The sequence below is a fragment of the Streptomyces sp. NPDC029674 genome (assembly GCF_044903205.1).
Lineage (GTDB): Bacteria > Actinomycetota > Actinomycetes > Streptomycetales > Streptomycetaceae > Streptomyces.
Genome location: NZ_JBJDPY010000006.1, coordinates 313,439 through 332,032, shown reverse-complemented (window position 1 = coordinate 332,032; position 18,594 = coordinate 313,439). Strand labels below are relative to the sequence as shown.

The following is an 18,594-nucleotide window of genomic DNA, read 5'->3' as shown; positions in this document are numbered from 1 at the left end:
CCCGTATACGTCCGGGCGTGCGCTTACGGGCGTACGTGGACGACCCATCCCGGGGCGTAGGTGCCGGGGACGGGGTGGCGGGACCAGGAGCGGGCCCAGTGCGGCGGGTCCGCCTCGCGCAGGACCAGGGCGTCGAGGCGGCGGTCCGGGTCGTCGGGTCCGCCGGGCGCGCATCCGGAGACATACGCGATGGGGATGACGGAGGCGTTGCCGCGCAGGACGCACGGAGCGCCGCCGCCTTCCCCTCCGACACCGTGCTCGTGCAGGACTTCGGCGATCCGCGCCCAGTCGCCGCGGGCGCCCGCCTGGATCCTGGCGTTGCCGTGGACGAGGGGCAGTTGAACGGCGAGGTGCGCCACGAGGACGAGCCCCAGCACGGCGACACCGGCCCGCGGCCGACGGGACGCACGGACGGCCCCGGCGAGGGCGAGCACCCCGAGGGCGGCGGCCGGGGCGAGCAGGGCGTGGGTGGGGAGGAGGAAGCGGGGGGCGGCGTAGGGGACGAGGAGGAGGTAGGGGAGAGCGACGGCGAGCGCGGCGACCACGGCGAGCAGCACCCCACCCGAGTCCGTAGCGCCCGCACCCCGCACGCTCCCCGGACCCTGCCCGCTCTCGGCATCGTGCCCGCTCTCGGCGCCGTGCCCGCTCTCGGCACCTCGTCCGCTCCCCGGACCCTGCCCGCGCCCGGCACCTCGTCCGCTCCCCGGACCCTGCCCGCGCCCGGCACCTCGTCCGCTCCCCGGACCCTGCCCGCGCCCGGCACCGCGCCCGCTCTCGGCACCTCGTCCGCTCCCCGCACCGCGCCCGCTCCCCGCACCGCTCCCGGCACCGGCACCGCTCCCGGCACCGGCACCGCGCCCGCTCCCCGGACCCCACACATCCCGCCCACCCCCCACACCCCGCCCACCCCCCACACTCCACAACCCCACCCCCACCAGCACCGGCAGCAGCAGCCACCACTCCACCGTGAGGAGGCGGATGCCGTCGCCGTCGCAGGGGCGGCAGAGCAGTGGTCCGTCCATGACGGTGAGGTGGTGGACGAGGGACAGCAGGGGCCGCAGGTCCCCCTGCACCTCACTCGCCTCCGTCAGCCGTTCGCGGACGCCGCCGAACCGGACGTACGCCTCGACGATCCACGGCAGCGCACCCGCCGCGACCCCGCCGAGGACGGCGAGGAGGCGTCCTCGCCCCCGCCGGCGGGGCACCACGAGCGCCGCGACGAGAAGCGGCGCGCCCAGCGCGGCACCGTCGTTGGGGCGCATCAGCGTGGCCAGCGCGAGGCCGCCCGCGATCCCGGCGCAGGTGGCGGCGGACTGCCGCGGCCACAGGAAGAGGCCGACGGCCCCGACGGCACCCATGGCGGTGTAGTGGTTGGGCATCGCGGCGCTCGCGTAGAACAGCGCGAACCACAGCCCGCCGTAGAGCGCGGCGGCGACGGCGGCCGCCGACGGCCGGTGCAGGACGCGCAGCCAGGGGCGGAACCCCAGATAGAGCGCGACGGTCGCGAGCAGCGTCAGCCACACCCTGAGCAGCACGACGGAGTCGCTCCAGGACGCCACGGGCGCGATGAGGAACGGCACGCCGCGGGTGCGGGGCGCGCTGAACGGCGTGGCGGGGGCGTACGGGGAGTAGCGGCTGGCGTAGACGATCTCGTCCCACCCGAGGGGCAGGGTGAGCGGGACGAGAACGAGGGACAGCAGGGCGAAGGCGCCGCAGACGGCGAGGAGGAGACGGTGGGCGCGCGGCTGCTCTGCCATCGCCCCAGCTTGCCAAAGACGGGTCCGCCGCCCCCGGTCGGCCACGCGGCCCGGCCATGCTTTACCCAGAGGTAAGTGAGCCCCGCGCCACTAGTGGACGCAGAACTCGTTCCCCTCAGGGTCCGTCATGATCACCCACTCGCCCCCGGGCTCCTTGACGTGCCGCGCCACGGCCGCGCCCAGCGTTTCGAGCCGGCGCACCTCGTCGTCGCGGCGGCCCGGCTCGGTGTGCACGTCGAGGTGCAGCCGGTTCTTGCCGTTCTTGGCCTCGGGCACGCGCTGGAAGAGGATTCGGCGGCCCAGGCCGGTTCCGCTGTCCTTGTCGTACGGGTCGTCGGGGTGCCGGACGGCGATGAGGTCGCGCCAGGCGCGGCGGCCGCGGAACTCGACGGTCGCGGCTTCGGGTGCCGCACCGAGTCCGAGGAGACGCTCGATGAGGGCATTGTTGTCCTCGACCTCGTACCCCAACGTCGAGGCCCAGAAGGCCGCTTGGGCGTGCGGGTCGGTCGCGTCGATGACCAGCTTCCAGTGCAGAGTCGTCATGCTGACGAGTTATATCGGATACCCGTTTCGACGGAGATCGCGGCCGCCTCCCTGGCGGCGGCCACCCGTGCCGCGTTCCTCCGGGCCGTTCGCAGCGCGTCCCAGGTCAGCAGGGAGAGCGCCAGCCACACGAGGCCGAAGCCCGCCCACCGCTCGGCCGGCATCGCCTCATGGAAGTACAGGATGCCGAGCAGGAACTGGAAGACCGGCGCGAGGTACTGCAGCAGCCCCAGCGTGGAGAGCGGCACCCGGATCGCCGCGGCCCCGAAGCAGACCAGGGGAGCGGCGGTCACCACACCGGTGGCCGCGAGCAGCGCCGCGTGCCCGGCGCCCTCCGTGCCGAACACGATGTCGCCCTGCGTGGTGAGCCACGCCAGGTAGGCGACGGCGGGCAGGAACTGCACGGCGGTCTCGGCGGCCAGCGACTCCAGGCCGCCGAGGTTGACCTTCTTCTTGACCAGGCCGTACGTCGCGAAGGAGAAGGCGAGGCAGAGGGAGATCCACGGCGGCTGCCCGTAGCCGAACGCCAGCACGAGGACCGCCGCGAACCCGATGCCGACCGCCGCCCACTGCACCGGGCGCAGCCGCTCACCGAGCAGCAGGACGCCCATGGCGATGGTGACCAGCGGGTTGATGAAGTAGCCGAGGGACGCCTCGACGACGTGGCCCGAGTTCACGGACCAGATGTAGACGCCCCAGTTGACCGTGATGACCGCCGCGGCGACCGCCACCAGGCCGAGCCTGCGCGGCTGGCGCAGCAGCTCGCGGGCCCAGCCCCATCGGCGTATGAAGAGCAGCGCGACGCCGACGACCACGAGGGACCAGGCCATCCGGTGGGCGAGGATCTCGACGGCGCCGGCGGGTTTGAGGAGTGGCCAGAAGAGGGGGACGAGCCCCCACATCCCGTAGGCGGCGAAGCCGTTCAGCAGTCCGACGCGCTGCTCGTTCCCCGGCTTCCCGGCTGCTCCGCTGTCCACGGCATCTCCTTCGTGCACGGCAGCCCATGCTGCCCCACTGAAGGTAGCGCCGGGAACCCTCGGCTGTCATGCCTGTTAGGGGGAGACGCTCATGACAGGCGTAGGGATCAGGAGGGGATCAGGGGGCTCAGCCCTTGAGCGCCACCGACACGGCGTCGGCCAGAGGAACCGTGGGCCGGCCGATCAGCCGCGCCAGATCCCCGCTCGTCCCCGCCAGGCGCCCCCGCCCGATCGCCGCGTCCACGTCGACGAGGACGGCCGCCATCGGCTCCGGCACCCCCGCGCCGGTCAGCACCGCGAGGTGCTGCTCGGCGGACACGTTCGCGTACGTGATGTCCTTGCCGGTCTGCGCCGCGACCTCGGCGGCGTACTCGGCGAAGCTCCACGCGACGTCGCCGCTCAGCTCGTAGACCTTGCCCTCGTGGCCCTCGCCGGTCAGTACGGCGACGGCGGCCGCGGCGTAGTCGGCCCGCGCGGCGGAGGCGACGCGGCCGTCGCCCGCGGAGGCGACCACGGCGCCGTGCTCCAGGACCGGGGCGAGGTGCTCGGTGTAGTTCTCGTGGTACCAGCCGTTGCGCAGGAAGGTGTGCGGGAGGCCGGAGTCGAGGATCAGCTGCTCGGTCACCTTGTGCTCGGCCGCCAGCTCGAAGTCGGCGTCGGGGCCGCCGAGGATGCCCGTGTAGGCGAGGAGCGCGACGCCCGCCTCGCGCGCGGCGTCGACGACCGCGCGGTGCTGCTCCACGCGCCGCCCGACCTCGCTGCCGGAGATCAGCAGTACGCGGTCGCCCGCGGCGAAGACGCCGCGCAGGGTCTCGGGCGCGCTGTAGTCGGCGACGCGCAGCTCGACGCCGCGCCCGGCCAGGTCGGCGGCCTTCTCCTTGTCGCGTACGACGGCCGCGATCTGCCCGGCGGGGACCTGTGCGGCGAGCAGCCCCTCGATGACGTGACGGCCGAGGTGTCCGGTGGCTCCGGTGACGACGATGCTCATGTCTGGATGCTCCTGTTGTGTCCGGTGGGAGTCGGTATGACACCTACCCTAGGGGCGGCGCTAACTTTCCGTAAGTACCCACCTTGAAGTAAGGTACTGGCATGGGAGTAAGCCGCTGGAACGTCGCGGGCGAGGAGATGTGCCCCCACCGCCTCGTCCTGGAGCACGTGACGAGCCGCTGGGGCGTCCTCGTCCTGATCGCCCTGGCGGAGCGTTCGTACCGGTTCAGCGAGCTGCGCCGCGAGATCGGCCGGGTCAGCGAGAAGATGCTGGCCCAGACGCTGCAGATCCTGGAGCGCGACGGCCTGGTGCACCGCGACGCCAAGCCGGTCATCCCGCCGCGCGTCGACTACTCCCTCACGGAGCTGGGGCGCGAGGCCGCCGAGCAGGTCAGGGCCCTCGCGTCCTGGACGGAGCGGCGCATGGACGACGTACAGAAGGCGCGTCAGGAGTACGACGAAGCCCGGTCCTGAAAGATCAGGACCGGGCTCCGCGTTCCAGAGGCAGGACTAGCCGACGACCGTCCAGGTGTCGCCGCCGGCGAGGAGCGCGGCCAGGTCGCCCTTGCCGTCCCGCTCGATGGCGGTGTCGAGCTGGTCGGCCATGAGGGTGTCGTAGACCGGTCGTTCGACGTTGCGCAGGACGCCGATCGGGGTGTGGTGCAGGGTGTCCGGGTCGGCGAGCCGGGAGAGCGCGAAGGCCGTGGTCGGCGAGGTGGCGTGCGCGTCGTGGACCAGGATGTCGGCCTCGTTGTGCGGCGTGACGGCGACGACCTTGAGGTCGCCCGTGGCCGGGTCGCGCACGACGCCCTTCGCACCGTCGGCGCCGAAGCGGATCGGCTGCCCGTGCTCCAGGCGGATCACCGCCTCCTCGGCCTGCTGCTTGTCCTTGAGGACCTCGAAGGCGCCGTCGTTGAAGATGTTGCAGTTCTGGTAGATCTCCACCAGCGCGGTGCCGGGGTGCGCGGCGGCCTCGCGCAGCACCGAGGTGAGGTGCTTGCGGTCGGAGTCCACGGTGCGGGCCACGAAGGACGCCTCGGCGCCGATCGCGAGGGAGACCGGGTTGAAGGGCGCGTCGAGGGAGCCCATCGGCGTCGACTTGGTGATCTTGCCGACCTCGGAGGTCGGGGAGTACTGGCCCTTGGTGAGGCCGTAGATCCGGTTGTTGAACAGCAGGATCTTCAGGTTCACGTTGCGGCGCAGGGCGTGGATGAGGTGGTTGCCGCCGATGGACAGCGCGTCGCCGTCACCGGTGACCACCCAGACGCTCAAGTCCCTGCGCGAGGAGGCCAGGCCGGTGGCGATGGCCGGGGCGCGGCCGTGGATGGAGTGCATCCCGTACGTGTTCATGTAGTACGGGAAGCGGGAGGAGCAGCCGATGCCCGAGACGAAGACGATGTTCTCCTTCGCCAGGCCGAGCTCGGGCATGAAGCCCTGCACGGCCGCCAGCACGGCGTAGTCACCGCAGCCGGGGCACCAGCGCACCTCCTGGTCGGACTTGAAGTCCTTCATGGACTGCTGGGCGTCGGCCTTGGGCACCAGGGAAAGCGCTTCGATCGTGCTCCCGGTCCCCTCCGGCCCGGCCGTCTTCGTGTCAGCCATCGATGGTCTCCTTGAGAGCCGTGGCGAGCTGCTCGGCCTTGAAGGGCATTCCATTGACCTGGTTGTACGAGACCGCGTCCACCAGGTACTTGGCGCGGATCAGGGTGGCGAGCTGGCCGAGGTTCATCTCGGGGACCACCACCTTGTCGTACCGTGCGAGGACCTCGCCCAGATTCCGCGGCAGCGGATTGAGGTGGCGCAGATGGGCCTGCGCGATGGACTCGCCGGCGGCGCGCAGCCTGCGGACGGCCGCGGTGATCGGCCCGTACGTCGAACCCCAGCCGAGGACCAGCGTGTCGGCGTCCCCGCCCGCGTCGTCGACCTCCACGTCGGGCACGGCGATGCCGTCGACCTTGGCCTGCCGGGTGCGGACCATGAAGTCGTGGTTGGCCGGGTCGTAGGAGATGTTGCCCGTGCCGTCCTGCTTCTCGATGCCGCCGATGCGGTGCTCCAGGCCCGGCGTGCCCGGGATCGCCCACGGGCGGGCCAGCGTCTGCGGATCGCGCTTGTAGGGCCAGAACGTCTCGGTGCCGTCGGCCTCGGTGTGATTGGGCCCGGAGGCGAACTGCACGCGCAGATCGGGCAGTTCATCGAGCTCGGGGATGCGCCACGGCTCGCTGCCGTTGGCCAGATAGCCGTCGGACAGCAGGAACACCGGCGTCCGGTAGGTCACCGCGATCCGGGCCGCCTCCAGCGCCGCGTCGAAACAGTCCGCCGACGTCCTCGGCGCCACGATCGGCACCGGCGCCTCGCCGTTGCGCCCGAACATCGCCTGCAACAGGTCGGCCTGCTCGGTCTTGGTCGGCAGCCCCGTGCTCGGACCGCCGCGCTGGATGTCCACCACCAGCAGCGGCAGTTCCAGCGAGACGGCCAGCCCGATGGTCTCCGACTTCAGCGCCACACCGGGACCCGAGGTCGTGGTCACCGCCAGCGACCCGCCGAACGCCGCGCCCAGCGCCGCGCCGATGCCCGCGATCTCGTCCTCGGCCTGGAAGGTGCGCACACCGAAGTTCTTGTGCCTGGACAGCTCGTGCAGGATGTCGGAGGCCGGCGTGATGGGGTACGAGCCGAGGTACAGCGGCAGATCCGCCTGCCGGGCCGCCGCGATCAGACCGTACGACAGGGCGAGGTTCCCCGAGATGTTGCGGTAGGTGCCGGCCGTGAACGCGTGGGCGGCCGGGGCGACTTCGTAGGAGACCGCGAAGTCCTCGGTGGTCTCCCCGAAGTTCCACCCCGCGTGGAACGCCGCGATGTTCGCCTCGGCGATCTCGGGCTTCTTGGCGAACTTGGCCCGCAGGAACTTCTCGGTTCCCTCGGTCGGCCGGTGGTACATCCACGAAAGCAGCCCGAGCGCGAACATGTTCTTCGAGCGCCCGGCGTCCTTGCGGGACAGGTCGAAGTCCTTCAGGGCCTCCACCGTCAGCGTGGTCAGCGGCACCGGGTGCACGCTGTAGCCGTCCAGCGAGCCGTCCTCCAGCGGGGAGGTGGCGTAACCGACCTTCTGCATCGCCCGCTTGGAGAATTCGTCGGTGTTGACGATGACCTCCGCGCCGCGCGGCACGTCGCCGATGTTCGCCTTCAGCGCCGCCGGGTTCATCGCCACAAGCACGTTCGGCGCGTCGCCCGGGGTCAGGATGTCGTGGTCGGCGAAATGCAACTGAAAGGAGGAAACGCCCGGGAGTGTCCCGGCGGGCGCGCGGATCTCGGCGGGGAAGTTCGGCAGCGTCGACAGGTCGTTGCCGAAGGAGGCGGTCTCCGAAGTGAACCGGTCACCCGTGAGCTGCATGCCGTCACCGGAGTCACCCGCGAAGCGGATGATCACCCGGTCCAGACGGCGAACACCCTTGTCACCTGCGGGCTTGCGTTGTCCTCCGACGACTGCCCCGTCGGCCTGCTCGGCTTCGCTACTGACCTGGCTGGTCACTGAACTGGACCTCCCTCGAGGCGACTGTGCGGAATCGCCGGGACGGCCGGCGCTCCCAAGGTCCACCCTACGTCTGTAAGGGTCGCCTTCCTGGGGAAGCTCGCATTCTGGATGCGTTTCTGAGACGCCGTGATGCACTGGTTTGCCATGGTTTGCCTCGCCCCCCGGTCCTCCATGGATGACGCTCCCCGCTCATCCTTTGGTTCTAGGACTTGCTCCGGCTTCCTGCGGCTACCCGTCACTCTCCGTGGTTGTCCCTGTTCCCGCTGTTGCGCCCCCGCTACCGAGTGCTGTCACGTGCTGTCTGACAGGGTGTCAGTTGGTCATGAGTTGAGATAGGTGAGGACCGCGAGCACGCGGCGGTGATCCCCGTCACTCTGCGACAGGCCGAGCTTCAGGAAGATGTTGCTCACGTGCTTCTCGACGGCGCCGTCGCTCACCACGAGCTGCCGCGCGACCGCCGAGTTCGTCCGTCCTTCGGCCATCAGTCCGAGTACCTCGCGTTCCCGCGGTGTAAGCCCCGCGAGCACGTCCTGCTTGCGGCTGCGACCCAGCAACTGCGCCACGACCTCCGGATCGAGCGCCGTGCCGCCTTCCGCCACCCGCACCACCGCGTCGACGAACTCCCGCACGTCGGCGACCCGGTCCTTGAGCAGATAGCCCACGCCGCGGCTCGACCCGGCGAGCAGCTCGGTGGCGTACTGCTCCTCGACGTACTGCGAAAGGACCAGGACCCCGAGGTCGGGGTGCTGGTGGCGCAGATACACCGCGGCGCGCACGCCCTCGTCGGTGTGGGTCGGAGGCATCCGCACGTCGGCGACGACCACGTCCGGCAGGGCGTCCTGCGCGGCGAGGTCGGTGATCGTCTTGATCAGCGCCTCGGCGTCACCCACACCGGCGACCACGTCGTGCCCGCGGTCGGTCAGCAGGCGGGTCAGGCCCTCCCGAAGCAGCACTGAATCCTCGGCGATGACCACCCGCACCTTGTCCTCCATCTTTTGGCCCCCCGGCACTTTTCCGGCCCCCCGGCGCGGGGCAGTTCCGGCCCCGGGCGCGCTTGTCTGGCCCGCATCGGTCCGACAGCGGTCGCGTCGGCCGAACACTCGGCACCTCAGTATCGCGCGATCCGGGGCGGGCCACCGGGCCGGTCGCCAGACTGTTGCGTACGGCCATCGCACGGCGTGCGGCCCCGGCTCTGTGAGGAGCCGGGGCGGTGTGCGCTTCCCCCCGGGGCAGGGGGCAGGGCTCAGGGTTCAGCTCAACCCTGACGCCACGGCAGCTCCGCCGTGACCGTCGTCGGGCCGCCCGCCGGCGAGTCGACGACCAGGATCCCGTCGACCGCGTCGAGCCGCTCCGCGAGGCCCGCGAGACCGGAGCCCGCCGACACGTCGGCGCCGCCCGTCCCGTTGTCGGTCACCTGGAGCATCAGCCGGTTCTCGGCCCGCCAGACGTCGACACCCGCGGCCCGGGCGCCGCTGTGCTTGCTGATGTTCTGCAGCAGCTCGGAGACCGTGAAGTACGCGATGCCCTCGATGGCCGCCGCCGGACGGCTCGTCAGGTCCACCTCCACCTGCACCGGCACCGTGCAGCGGGCGGCCAGCGAGGAGAGCGCCGCGTCCAGGCCGCGGTCGGTGAGGACCGCCGGGTGGATGCCGCGGGCCAGGTCGCGCAGCTCCTGAAGGGCGACCTTCACCTCGCCGTGCGCCTCGTCCACCATGCGCGCCGCGGCCTCCGGATCCTCGGCCAGCTTCTCCTTGGCGAGGCCCAGGTCCATGGCGAGGGCGACGAGGCGGGCCTGCGCGCCGTCGTGCAGATCGCGCTCGATGCGGCGCAGATCGGCCGCGGCGGTGTCCACGACGACACCGCGGTCCGACTCCAGCTCGACGACGCGGGTCGCGAGCCGCGACGGGCCGAGCAGCCCGAACACCAGCACGCGGTCCACGGTCGTCAGCGCCCGCACGATCCACGGACTGGCCAGCGTGATGAGCAGCCCCGTCGCGGCGGTGATGCCGAGCTCGAAGGGGTTGTCGAGGTAGATGCGGTGGCCGTCGTCGCCCCCGTAGAGCTGGATGCCGTCCTGCCCCCCGTACATCGGGAAGAGCCAGAACCAGAGCGGATACGTGAGCATCAGCCAGCCGTACGACCAGAAAGCCGCCGCCACCACGAACGAGAAGACCGACCACGGCAGCATCAGCAGCGAATAGAGCAGGTGCCGCCAGGACGCGCCGCTCTTGAGCACGGCCCCCATGAGCGCCATCGGGCCACCGCCCTTGGGGCGCAGCGGCTCCGGCGGCGCGACCTCAAGACCGAGCAGACCGCGCGCCCGCGTCCGCTCCAGGGCGCCGATGCCGCGGCAGCCGGCCAGCCCCGCCGCAAGGACCGGGATGCCGATGAAGGTGATCAGCAGGCCCACGCCGAGGGAGAGCATCGTGATGGCGAAGACGAAGGACGTGATGCCGATCGGCAGGCTCAGCATGGTGTAGCCGAACTCGCGCCAGGCGCGGGCCTCGATGGGGGCGCGCAGCCCGGCGGGCAGGCGGTGCCGCCGCTTCCCGGTGTCGGGGTCCCGGTAATCCGGCCGGTCCATCTGCGCGTACCCCTGTCCGTACTCGGTGGCCATCGCTGCCGTCCGTTTCTGCGTCTGTGTATGTGGGTCTGTGCTTGCCCCGGGCCAGCCTCTGCCTGCCCTGGTTCCGGGCCTCTGCCTGCCCTTGTTCCGGGCCTCTGCTTGCCCTTGTTCCGGGCCTCCGCCTGCCCTGGTTACAGACTCGTCGTCGCGGCGGCTCGCGACCATGGAGCGGGTCGGCGTCTTCCACCGGGGGTTTTCCCTACCCCACGCGGTCCCGCCACGGCAGCTCCGCCGTGATCGTCGTCGGCCCGCCCTGCGGGGAATCGATCACGAAGAGCCCGTCCACGGCGCCGAGCCGGTCCGCGAGCCCCGCCATGCCCGTCCCGCCGTCGAGCCGCGCCCCGCCGCGCCCGTCGTCCCACACCTGGATGAGCAGCCGGTCCTCCGAACGCCAGACGTCGACGCTCGCGGACTTCGCCCCGCTGTGCTTGCTGATGTTCTGCAGCAGCTCGGAGACCGTGAAGTACGCGATGCCCTCGATGGCCGCCGCCGGGCGCGCCGGCAGGTCGGCGGTCACCTTCACCGGCACCGTGCAGCGCGACGCCACCGAGGAGAGCGCGGCGTTGAGACCGCGGTCGGTGAGGACGGCCGGGTGGATGCCGCGGGCCAGATCGCGCAGTTCCTGCAAGGCGAGCTTCACCTCGCCGTGCGCCTCGTCGACCATGGAGGCCGCGGCGTCGGGGTCCTCCAGGAGCTTCTCCTTGGCGAGGCCGAGACCCATGGCGAGGGCGACGAGGCGGGCCTGCGCGCCGTCGTGCAGATCGCGCTCGATGCGGCGCAGGTCGGCGGCGGCGGTGTCCACCACGACGCCCCGGTCGGACTCCAGTTCGGCGATGCGCCGCTCCAACTCGTCGGAGGGCGACAGCATTCCGCGCACCATCGCCCGGTCGGCGTTGGTGAGGCCGCGCGCGACGAAGGGCAGCACCGGCCAGAGCACGAAGAGCCCGACGGCGGTGACCGCGAAGGTCGCCACGCCCCACGGCAGCCGGATGAACGCGTACAGCATGGTGCGCCAGCCCACCGGGTCCCGCAGGTTCGCCCACAGCCGCGCGAAGAAGCTCTGCCCGCGGTGCCCCGGCATCGGGCTCGGCTCGTCGATCCGGACGCCGAGCAGCTTTCTGGCCCGCGCCCGCTCGGCCCTGCCCAGCTGGCGCGCGCCGAGCAGTCCCAGCGCGAGCAGCGGCAGACCGATCACCGTCACCGTCAGCCCGATGCCGATCGACAGCACGCTCACGGCGTAGACGAAGCCGACGATCCCCACCGGCAGGTTCACCAGGAGGTGTGCGATCTCCTTCCAGGTGTGCCGGTCGTACGCGAAGCGCGCGGGGGGCGGCCGGTCGTCGTGCGGGAGCGTGGTGCGTGCGGTCATACGCGCTAGGGTGCCCGGCCCGGCGCCGCGACGCCATGAGGGCGGCCGCCGGGGCGGCCGGGGGGATAACCCCACCCCGGTCGTTGCGTGACGCTCTGCTTACCGAACCTTTAGCAGGCCCTAGACTCCCGTGCGTACAGATCGTCGAAAGCGTCTGCGTACGGATCGTCGAAAAGGGTCAGGGTCAGGGAGTGAAGGACGGTCAGTGAAGGACGGTCAGGGAGTGAGGGAGTGACGTGCACGTGACGAACGTCGCGGCAAGCTACTACCAGTCGTACTCCGTCGTCGGACTGCTCGCGGTCGTGGGCGTGCTGTTCGTCGCCGTGGCCTTCGGCGCGGGACGGCTGCTGCGCCCGGTGGTGCCGACCCCGGAGAAACTTCTGACGTACGAGTGCGGCGTCGACCCCGTCGGCGAGGGCTGGGCCCACACCCAGGTCCGCTACTACGTCTACGCGTTCCTCTACGTGATCTTCGCCGTCGACTCGATCTTCCTCTTCCCCTGGGCGACGGTCTTCGCCGCGCCAGGCTACGGCGCGACGACACTCGTGGAGATGTTCATCTTCCTCGGCTTCCTCGCCGTGGGCCTGCTGTACGCATACAAGAAGGGCGTCCTGACGTGGACGTGACCCCCGCTCCCGCCGCCGCCTCCGCTCCCGTGGACCTGCCGGAGCCGAAGAGGCTCGGTGTGCTCTCCCGCCTCGCCCCCGAGCCGATGAAGGTGGTCCTCAACTGGGGCCGCCGGTACTCCCTCTGGGTCTTCAACTTCGGCCTCGCCTGCTGCGCCATCGAGTTCATCGCCGCGTCCATGGCGCGCCACGACTTCATCCGGCTCGGCGTCATCCCCTTCGCGCCGGGACCGCGCCAGGCCGACCTGATGGTCGTCTCCGGCACGGTCACGGACAAGATGGCGCCCGCGGTGAAGCGCCTGTACGAGCAGATGCCCGAACCGAAGTACGTCATCTCCTTCGGCGCCTGCTCCAACTGCGGCGGCCCGTACTGGGACTCGTACTCCGTGACGAAGGGCGTCGACCAGATCATCCCGGTCGACGTGTACGTCCCCGGCTGCCCGCCCCGCCCGGAGGCGCTCCTCCAGGGCATCCTCAAACTCCAGGAGAAGATCGCTCGGGAGTCGCTGGGGGAGCGGTACGGGAACGGCTCGGGCGGGCGTCCCTCGGCGGCCGCGCTGCAGAGCGGCCTGGTGAAGGCGCCCGCGCCGGGGGAGGACCGGGCATGACCGGCTGGCTGCCGAGCCCCGTCGAGGAGCTCTTCGGCACGGAGGCGACGGCCGAGGAGTCGTACGACGTCCTGACCGTCGACGTCCCCCCGGCTTCGTGGACCACCGCTCTGGAGACGGCCCGCACCACACTCTCCTGCACCTACTTCGACTGGCTGAGCGCGGTCGACGAACCGGGCACCGGCTTCCGCGTGGCCGCCCACGTCGTCGCCCTCTCTCCCGTACGCCGCCTCCTCCTCCGTACGACCGTCGCGCACGACGCCCCCGTGCTCGCCTCCGCGGTCGGCGTCTATGCGGGCGCCGCCTGGCACGAGCGCGAGACGCACGAGATGTTCGGCGTGACCTTCGAGGGCCACCCCGGGCTGACCCCGCTCCTCCTGCCCGACAGCTTCGAGGGCCACCCCCTCCGCAAGGACTTCGTGCTCGCGGCCCGCGTCGCCAAGGCCTGGCCGGGCGCCAAGGAGCCGGGCGAGTCCGAGCACGGCGGCCCCAAGCGCCGCCAGATGCTCCCGCCCGGCGTACCCGACCCGAACGAGTGGGGCCCTCTGAAGGGCCAGCTCCCGCCGGCTCCGGCACGTCCGGCGCGCGGGGCGGGGCGCGCGGGAGCCGCTGGAGCGGCTGCTGCCGGGGCGGCGGGCCGCGCCGCCGGCGAACGCCCCGCGCGGCGGACCCGGAGCGTGAGCGAGGGCTCCGCCAGCCAGGCCGCAGCGACGCCCCCGGCGGAGAACACCCCGGCCGCGCCCGCCGACGGGGAGGCCCCGGCCCGCCGCCCGAGGCGCGCGCGCAGCGCGAGCCAGGGATCGGCGTCGCAACGAGCGGCGACCCCGGCTCCGGCCCCCACGCCGGAGGCCACACCCGAGGCGAAGTCCGACGCTCCCTGGCACCACGCCCGCCCGGCGTTCGACACCACGGAGCAGCCCGAGCCCGACCCCACGCCAAAGCCAGAGAACCCCCGTACCGGGGACACCGGGGACACCGGGGATACCGGGGATACCGGGGATACCGGAGACACTGGAGGGAACGAGTGAACGACGTCCTCGACGTCGCCCTGCGCCTCGTCATCGTCTTCGCGGCGTTCCTGATCCTGCCCCTCGTCGTCGGCCAGACCGAGCACAAGGTGATGGCCCACATGCAGGGCCGCCTCGGCCCCATGCACGCGGGCGGCTTCCACGGCTGGGCCCAACTCGTCGCCGACGGCGTCAAGTTCGCCCAGAAGGAAGACATCGTCCCGGCGGCGGCGGACCGCCGCATCTTCCAACTGGCCCCCGCGATCGCCCTCCTCCCCTACCTCCTCGTCCTGATCGCCATCCCGATCGGCCCCGGCGAGGGCGCGGTCGGCGAGGTCGTCGACGCGGGCATCTTCTTCGTACTCGCGGTGATGGGCGTCGGCGTACTCGGCTCGCTCATGGCGGGCTGGGCCAGCGCCAACAAGTTCTCCCTCCTCGGCGGCCTCCGCACCGCCGCCCAGCTCCTCGCGTACGAACTGCCGATGCTGCTCGCCGCCGCCTCGGTCGCCATGGCCGCCGGCACGGTGTCGCTGCCCGGCATCGTCGACGCCTTCGAGTGGTGGTGGCTGCCCTGGCAGATCGTCGGCGCCCTCGTCTTCTTCGTCGCGGGCCTCGCCGAACTGCAGCGTCCGCCCTTCGACATGCCGGTCGCCGACTCCGAGATCATCTTCGGCGCCTACACCGAGTACACCGGCCTGCGCTTCGCCCTCTTCCTCCTCGCCGAGTACGCCGGAATCGTCGTCCTGTGCGGACTGACCACCGTCCTGTTCCTGGGCGGCTGGCACGGTCCGTGGGGTGCCGACGGCCTCGGCTGGGTCTGGACCCTGCTGAAGACGGCCGTCCTGGCCTTCGTGGTCATCTGGCTGCGCGTGTCCTACCCCCGTCTCCGCGAGGACCAGCTCCAGAAACTCGCCTGGACCCTCCTCGTCCCGCTCGCCCTCGCGCAGATCGCGCTCACCGGCATCGTGAAGGTGGCGATCAACTAATGGCACCTTTTCTCCCGCCCACCCGGCCCGGCATCCCCGGCAGCGGCCTGGCCAAGGGCCTCGCCGTCACCCTCCGCACGATGACGAAGAAGACCGTCACCGAGCAGTACCCGGAACACCAGCCCGAACTGCCGCCCCGCACCCGCGGCGTCATCGGCCTGTTCGAGGAGAACTGCACGGTCTGCATGCTCTGCGCCCGCGAGTGCCCCGACTGGTGCATCTACATCGACTCCCACAAGGAGACGGTCCCGCCCGCCGCCCCCGGCGGCCGTGAGCGCAGCCGCAACGTCCTCGACCGCTTCGCCATCGACTTCGCCCTCTGCATGTACTGCGGCATCTGCATCGAGGTCTGCCCCTTCGACGCGCTCTTCTGGTCGCCGGAGTTCGAGTACGCCGAGACCGACATCCACGAACTCACCCACGAGCGCGACAAGCTCCGCGACTGGATGTGGACCGTGCCGGCCCCGCCCGCCCTGGACCCCGGCGCCGAGGAACCGAAGGAACTCGCCGCCGCCCGCAAGGCCGCGGAGAAGCAGGCCGCCGCCGAGGTGAAGAGCGAGGAGTCGTGAACATCGCCGCCGAAACACAGGGCTTCCTGTCGCCCACGGGCGTCGAGATCGCCTTCCTCCTGGTCGGCCTCGTCACGCTCGGCGCGGCCGTCATCACGGTCACGACCAAGCAGCTGGTGCACGCCGCCCTGTGGCTCGTGGTGGCGCTCGGCGGACTGGCCGTCGAGTACCTCCTGCTGACCGCCGAGTTCATCGCCTGGGTGCAGGTCCTCATCTACGTCGGTTCAGTGGTCGTCCTCCTCCTCTTCGGTCTGATGCTCACCAGGGCCCCCATCGGCCGCTCCCCGGACGCCGATTCGGGCAACCGTCCGGTCGCGTTCGCGGTGGCCCTCACCGCGGCCGCCGCCCTGGTCTGGGTCGTCGTGGACGCGTTCCGCACCACGGTGATCGACCTGGACGGCGCCGCCCAGGGCTCCACCGACGTGACCGGCTCGGTCCTCTTCCGGCACTGGGTGCTCCCCTTCGAAGCGCTCTCGGTCCTCCTCCTCGCCGCCCTCGTCGGCGCGATCGTCCTGTCCCGTAGGAACACCGCGTCGACCGCAGCGCCGAACAGCACGTCGACCGCCGCGCCGGATGCCCGTGCCACGGACCGGGAGGAGAACAGCTGATGCACCTCCACCTCGCCTATCCCGCCGTCCTCGCCGTCCTCCTCTTCAGCGTCGGCCTGTACGGAGTGCTCGCCCGGCGCAACGCGATCCTGGTCCTGATGTCCGTCGAGCTCATGCTCAACGCCGTCAACCTCAACCTGGTCGCCTTCGACGTCTGGCTCCGCGACTCCCTCCACGCCGGCCAGGCCCTGACCCTCTTCGTCATCGCCATCGCCGCCGCCGAGATCGGCATCGGCCTCGCGATCGTCCTGGCGGTCTACCGCAACCGCGGCAGCTCCGCCGTCGACGAACTCCGCGACACCGCCGAGAGCGCCGAGTCCGCCGCCGAAGAGCCCGACCCCGCACATCAGCCGCCGTCGGCGCAGACGTCGAAGAAGGCTGAGGCCACCGCGTGACCACGACCACCCTCGCCGTCCTCGTCCCCCTCCTTCCGTTCCTGGGCGCGGCCGCGGGCCTGCTCCTCGGCCGCCGCGCCCCCGGCCTCGTCCGGCCCCTCGCGGTACTGCCCACACTGACGGCCCTCGTCCTGGCCGTACTCGTGGCGGCCCGTCAGGGCGGCGGCACCGGCAGCGGCACAGCCCCGGTCGACGCCGCCACCGAGCTCACCCCGACCGGCTCGGTCCCCATCGAGCTCGCCCTGCACATCGACGGCTTCGCCGCCCTCGTCGCCGTCCTCGTCGGCGTCGTCGCCTCCTGCGTGCAGATCTACTCGACGGGCTACCTCCGCGAGGACCCCCGCTACCCCTCGTACGCCGCTCTCGTCTCCCTCTTCACCTCCGCGATGCTGCTCGTCGTCTACTCCGGCGACCTGATGGTGCTCCTGGTCGGCTGGGAGATCATGGGCATCTGCTCGTACTTCCTGGTGGGCCACTACTGGGAGACCCCCGAGGCGCGCGCCGCCTCCCTGAAGGCCTTCCTCGTCACCAAGCTCGGTGATGTCCCCTTCCTGATCGGCCTGTTCGCGCTCGCCGCCGACACGGGCTCCTTCCGCGTCACGACGATCCTCGCGACGGTCGCGGACGGCGGCCTGGACCACCCCACGCTCATCGCCCTGCTGCTCCTCGCGGGCGTCGCGGGCAAGTCCGCCCAGTTCCCGCTGCACACCTGGCTGCCCGACGCGATGGCCGGCCCCACGCCGGTCTCCGCGCTGATCCACGCCGCGACGATGGTCGCCGCCGGTGTCTACTTCGTGGCCCGGCTCCTCCCCGTCTTCGCCACCTCCGACGCGGCCCTGGTCGTCCTCGCCGTCATGGCCGCCGTCACGATGGCCGGTTCGGCCCTCGCCGCGCTCGCCCAGGACGACATCAAGCGCGTCCTCGCGTACTCGACGATCGGCCAGCTCGGCTACATGACCGGCGCCCTCGCCGTCGGCGACCGCGGTGCCGCCGTCTTCCACCTCCTGTCGCACGGCGCCTTCAAGGCGCTGCTGTTCCTCACGGCGGGCGTGATCATCCACGCCGCCGGCACCAACTCGCTGGCCGCCATGTCCCGCATGAAGGGCCTGCGCGACCGCGTCCCCGACGCCTACTGGACGATGACCGTGGCGCTCCTCGCGCTCGCCGCGATCCCGCCGTTCAGCGGCTTCTTCTCTAAGGAAGCCGTGCTCGGCGCCGCCGAGCACACGGCCACGGGCCACGCCGATTCCGCGCCCACCGCGGCGGGCTGGATCGTCCTCGTCGCCGGTCTGCTCACCGCCCTCCTCACCGCCGCGTACGCGACGCGGCTCTGGCTGCTCGCCTTCAACGGCAGGGGAGCGCAGGCTCCCGACCACGGGAAGCAGCCCGTCGCCATGACCGCCGTCCTCTGGGTGCTCGCCGTCCCCTCCCTCGTCTTCGGTCTGACCGTCGGCGTCCTGCCGGACTGGTTCGACGGCCACTCGCTCGCCCCGACGCTCACCACCTCCGTGCTGGGCACGGGCCTCGCACTCGTCGGCGCCCTGGTCACCTACGGCGCGTGGCGGCACACCACGGCCCTCACCGCCCGCGTCCCGATGGGCGCGGTCGCCGCGAGCCCGGACGGCGACGGCGGCCAGGTGGAGGCGGAGGCCATCGCCGCCCACACCCCGGCGTACGGAGACGTGGCCTCGGCACCGGACCCGGCCGACCCCGGCCGTCTGCTGCTCGGACCGCTGCACCGGCACGCGGCCGCCGGCTTCCACCTCGACGCCGTCTACACCGTCCTGTTCGTGCGCCCGGTCCGGGCCGCCGCGGGACTCGTCCGCTTCCTCGACCGCGAGGTCGTCGAGACGTACGTGCGTGGCGCGGGCGCCGCACCCCGCTGGCTCGGCGCGGCCGTCCGTCGCGCGCAGACCGGCAACGTGCAGACCTATTTGAGCGCGCTGCTCGCAGGCACGGTCGTCCTGGCCGTCGCCGCCGTCCTCGTCGCCACCGCCGGAGCGTGAG

Annotated in this window: 18 protein-coding genes; 9 read left to right on the top strand and 9 right to left on the bottom strand. The window is 71.7% G+C overall.

Features of this window, described 5'->3' with window-relative positions:
* Positions 1-23: 23 nt before the first annotated feature.
* The 4 genes from ACI2L3_RS17200 to ACI2L3_RS17185 all read right to left on the bottom strand — a co-directional run bounded on the left by ACI2L3_RS17200 (position 24) and on the right by ACI2L3_RS17185 (position 4,265).
* Entirely contained in the window at positions 24-1,757 is a 1,734-nt protein-coding gene (locus ACI2L3_RS17200) for a hypothetical protein (RefSeq protein WP_404753160.1), read from the bottom strand.
* 90 nt (positions 1,758-1,847) lie between these two features.
* The gene (locus tag ACI2L3_RS17195; RefSeq protein ID WP_404753159.1) at positions 1,848-2,300 is read right to left on the bottom strand and encodes a VOC family protein; all 453 of its coding nucleotides are present in this window, start codon (positions 2,298-2,300) and stop codon (positions 1,848-1,850) included.
* The gene (gene rarD, locus ACI2L3_RS17190; protein WP_404753312.1) at positions 2,297-3,202 is read right to left on the bottom strand and encodes an EamA family transporter RarD; all 906 of its coding nucleotides are present in this window, start codon (positions 3,200-3,202) and stop codon (positions 2,297-2,299) included. Before rarD ends, ACI2L3_RS17195 begins: the two co-directional genes overlap by 4 nt.
* 202 nt (positions 3,203-3,404) lie before the next feature.
* On the bottom strand, positions 3,405-4,265 hold the full coding sequence (locus ACI2L3_RS17185; RefSeq protein WP_404753158.1) for an SDR family oxidoreductase: 861 nt from the start codon (positions 4,263-4,265) through the stop codon (positions 3,405-3,407).
* A gap of 101 nt (positions 4,266-4,366) precedes the next feature.
* Here ACI2L3_RS17185 and ACI2L3_RS17180 point away from each other — a divergent pair, with 101 nt between their 5' ends.
* A complete protein-coding gene (locus ACI2L3_RS17180) occupies positions 4,367-4,738 on the top strand; it encodes a winged helix-turn-helix transcriptional regulator (RefSeq protein WP_404753157.1) in 372 nt (123 codons plus the stop codon).
* A gap of 36 nt (positions 4,739-4,774) precedes the next feature.
* On the opposite strand, the gene ACI2L3_RS17175 is transcribed toward ACI2L3_RS17180, so the two are convergent.
* The 5 genes from ACI2L3_RS17175 to ACI2L3_RS17155 all read right to left on the bottom strand — a co-directional run bounded on the left by ACI2L3_RS17175 (position 4,775) and on the right by ACI2L3_RS17155 (position 11,788).
* On the bottom strand, positions 4,775-5,866 hold the full coding sequence (locus tag ACI2L3_RS17175) for a 2-oxoacid:ferredoxin oxidoreductase subunit beta (RefSeq protein WP_404753156.1): 1,092 nt from the start codon (positions 5,864-5,866) through the stop codon (positions 4,775-4,777).
* A complete protein-coding gene (locus tag ACI2L3_RS17170; protein WP_404753155.1) occupies positions 5,859-7,790 on the bottom strand; it encodes a 2-oxoacid:acceptor oxidoreductase subunit alpha in 1,932 nt (643 codons plus the stop codon). Before ACI2L3_RS17170 ends, ACI2L3_RS17175 begins: the two co-directional genes overlap by 8 nt.
* Before the next feature lie 323 nt (positions 7,791-8,113).
* Positions 8,114-8,785: a LuxR C-terminal-related transcriptional regulator gene (locus ACI2L3_RS17165; protein ID WP_404753154.1), complete on the bottom strand. Its 672-nt coding sequence runs from the start codon at positions 8,783-8,785 to the stop codon at positions 8,114-8,116.
* A gap of 263 nt (positions 8,786-9,048) precedes the next feature.
* Positions 9,049-10,410 carry a sensor histidine kinase gene (locus ACI2L3_RS17160; RefSeq protein ID WP_404753153.1) on the bottom strand — a complete coding sequence of 454 codons (1,362 nt, stop codon included), beginning with the start codon at positions 10,408-10,410 and terminating at the stop codon, positions 9,049-9,051.
* Positions 10,411-10,618: 208 nt separating this feature from the next.
* Positions 10,619-11,788, bottom strand: coding sequence for a sensor histidine kinase (locus ACI2L3_RS17155; protein ID WP_404753152.1), 1,170 nt, complete (start codon positions 11,786-11,788; stop codon positions 10,619-10,621).
* A 236-nt stretch (positions 11,789-12,024) separates the two neighbouring features.
* Here ACI2L3_RS17155 and ACI2L3_RS17150 point away from each other — a divergent pair, with 236 nt between their 5' ends.
* From ACI2L3_RS17150 to ACI2L3_RS17115, 8 genes are read left to right on the top strand one after another with little or no spacing between them, the layout of a single operon-like run.
* On the top strand, positions 12,025-12,414 hold the full coding sequence (locus ACI2L3_RS17150) for an NADH-quinone oxidoreductase subunit A (RefSeq protein ID WP_055547887.1): 390 nt from the start codon (positions 12,025-12,027) through the stop codon (positions 12,412-12,414).
* Positions 12,405-13,022: an NADH-quinone oxidoreductase subunit B gene (locus tag ACI2L3_RS17145; RefSeq protein WP_404753151.1), complete on the top strand. Its 618-nt coding sequence runs from the start codon at positions 12,405-12,407 to the stop codon at positions 13,020-13,022. Before ACI2L3_RS17150 ends, ACI2L3_RS17145 begins: the two co-directional genes overlap by 10 nt.
* Entirely contained in the window at positions 13,019-14,050 is a 1,032-nt protein-coding gene (locus ACI2L3_RS17140) for an NADH-quinone oxidoreductase subunit C (RefSeq protein ID WP_404753150.1), read from the top strand. The genes ACI2L3_RS17145 and ACI2L3_RS17140 overlap by 4 nt, the downstream gene beginning before the upstream one ends.
* A complete protein-coding gene (locus ACI2L3_RS17135) occupies positions 14,047-15,015 on the top strand; it encodes an NADH-quinone oxidoreductase subunit H (RefSeq protein WP_404753149.1) in 969 nt (322 codons plus the stop codon). The genes ACI2L3_RS17140 and ACI2L3_RS17135 overlap by 4 nt, the downstream gene beginning before the upstream one ends.
* Entirely contained in the window at positions 15,015-15,584 is a 570-nt protein-coding gene (locus tag ACI2L3_RS17130) for a NuoI/complex I 23 kDa subunit family protein (RefSeq protein WP_404753148.1), read from the top strand. The genes ACI2L3_RS17135 and ACI2L3_RS17130 overlap by 1 nt, the downstream gene beginning before the upstream one ends.
* Positions 15,581-16,192: an NADH-quinone oxidoreductase subunit J gene (locus ACI2L3_RS17125; protein WP_404753147.1), complete on the top strand. Its 612-nt coding sequence runs from the start codon at positions 15,581-15,583 to the stop codon at positions 16,190-16,192. The genes ACI2L3_RS17130 and ACI2L3_RS17125 overlap by 4 nt, the downstream gene beginning before the upstream one ends.
* The gene (gene nuoK, locus ACI2L3_RS17120; protein ID WP_404753146.1) at positions 16,192-16,587 is read left to right on the top strand and encodes an NADH-quinone oxidoreductase subunit NuoK; all 396 of its coding nucleotides are present in this window, start codon (positions 16,192-16,194) and stop codon (positions 16,585-16,587) included. Before ACI2L3_RS17125 ends, nuoK begins: the two co-directional genes overlap by 1 nt.
* A complete protein-coding gene (locus tag ACI2L3_RS17115) occupies positions 16,584-18,593 on the top strand; it encodes an NADH-quinone oxidoreductase subunit L (RefSeq protein WP_404753145.1) in 2,010 nt (669 codons plus the stop codon). The genes nuoK and ACI2L3_RS17115 overlap by 4 nt, the downstream gene beginning before the upstream one ends.
* Position 18,594: the final 1 nt, after the last annotated feature.

Coding starts and splice junctions, on each gene's coding strand:
- ACI2L3_RS17200 (WP_404753160.1), bottom strand. CDS start 1,757: ATGGCAGAGCAGCCGCGCGCCCACCGTCTCCTCCTCGCCGTCTGCGGC.
- ACI2L3_RS17195 (WP_404753159.1), bottom strand. CDS start 2,300: ATGACGACTCTGCACTGGAAGCTGGTCATCGACGCGACCGACCCGCAC.
- ACI2L3_RS17185 (WP_404753158.1), bottom strand. CDS start 4,265: ATGAGCATCGTCGTCACCGGAGCCACCGGACACCTCGGCCGTCACGTC.
- ACI2L3_RS17140 (WP_404753150.1), top strand. CDS start 13,019: ATGACCGGCTGGCTGCCGAGCCCCGTCGAGGAGCTCTTCGGCACGGAG.
- ACI2L3_RS17155 (WP_404753152.1), bottom strand. CDS start 11,788: ATGACCGCACGCACCACGCTCCCGCACGACGACCGGCCGCCCCCCGCG.
- ACI2L3_RS17160 (WP_404753153.1), bottom strand. CDS start 10,410: ATGGCCACCGAGTACGGACAGGGGTACGCGCAGATGGACCGGCCGGAT.
- ACI2L3_RS17180 (WP_404753157.1), top strand. CDS start 4,367: ATGGGAGTAAGCCGCTGGAACGTCGCGGGCGAGGAGATGTGCCCCCAC.
- ACI2L3_RS17175 (WP_404753156.1), bottom strand. CDS start 5,866: ATGGCTGACACGAAGACGGCCGGGCCGGAGGGGACCGGGAGCACGATC.
- nuoK (WP_404753146.1), top strand. CDS start 16,192: ATGCACCTCCACCTCGCCTATCCCGCCGTCCTCGCCGTCCTCCTCTTC.
- rarD (WP_404753312.1), bottom strand. CDS start 3,202: ATGTGGGGGCTCGTCCCCCTCTTCTGGCCACTCCTCAAACCCGCCGGC.
- ACI2L3_RS17130 (WP_404753148.1), top strand. CDS start 15,015: ATGGCACCTTTTCTCCCGCCCACCCGGCCCGGCATCCCCGGCAGCGGC.
- ACI2L3_RS17165 (WP_404753154.1), bottom strand. CDS start 8,785: ATGGAGGACAAGGTGCGGGTGGTCATCGCCGAGGATTCAGTGCTGCTT.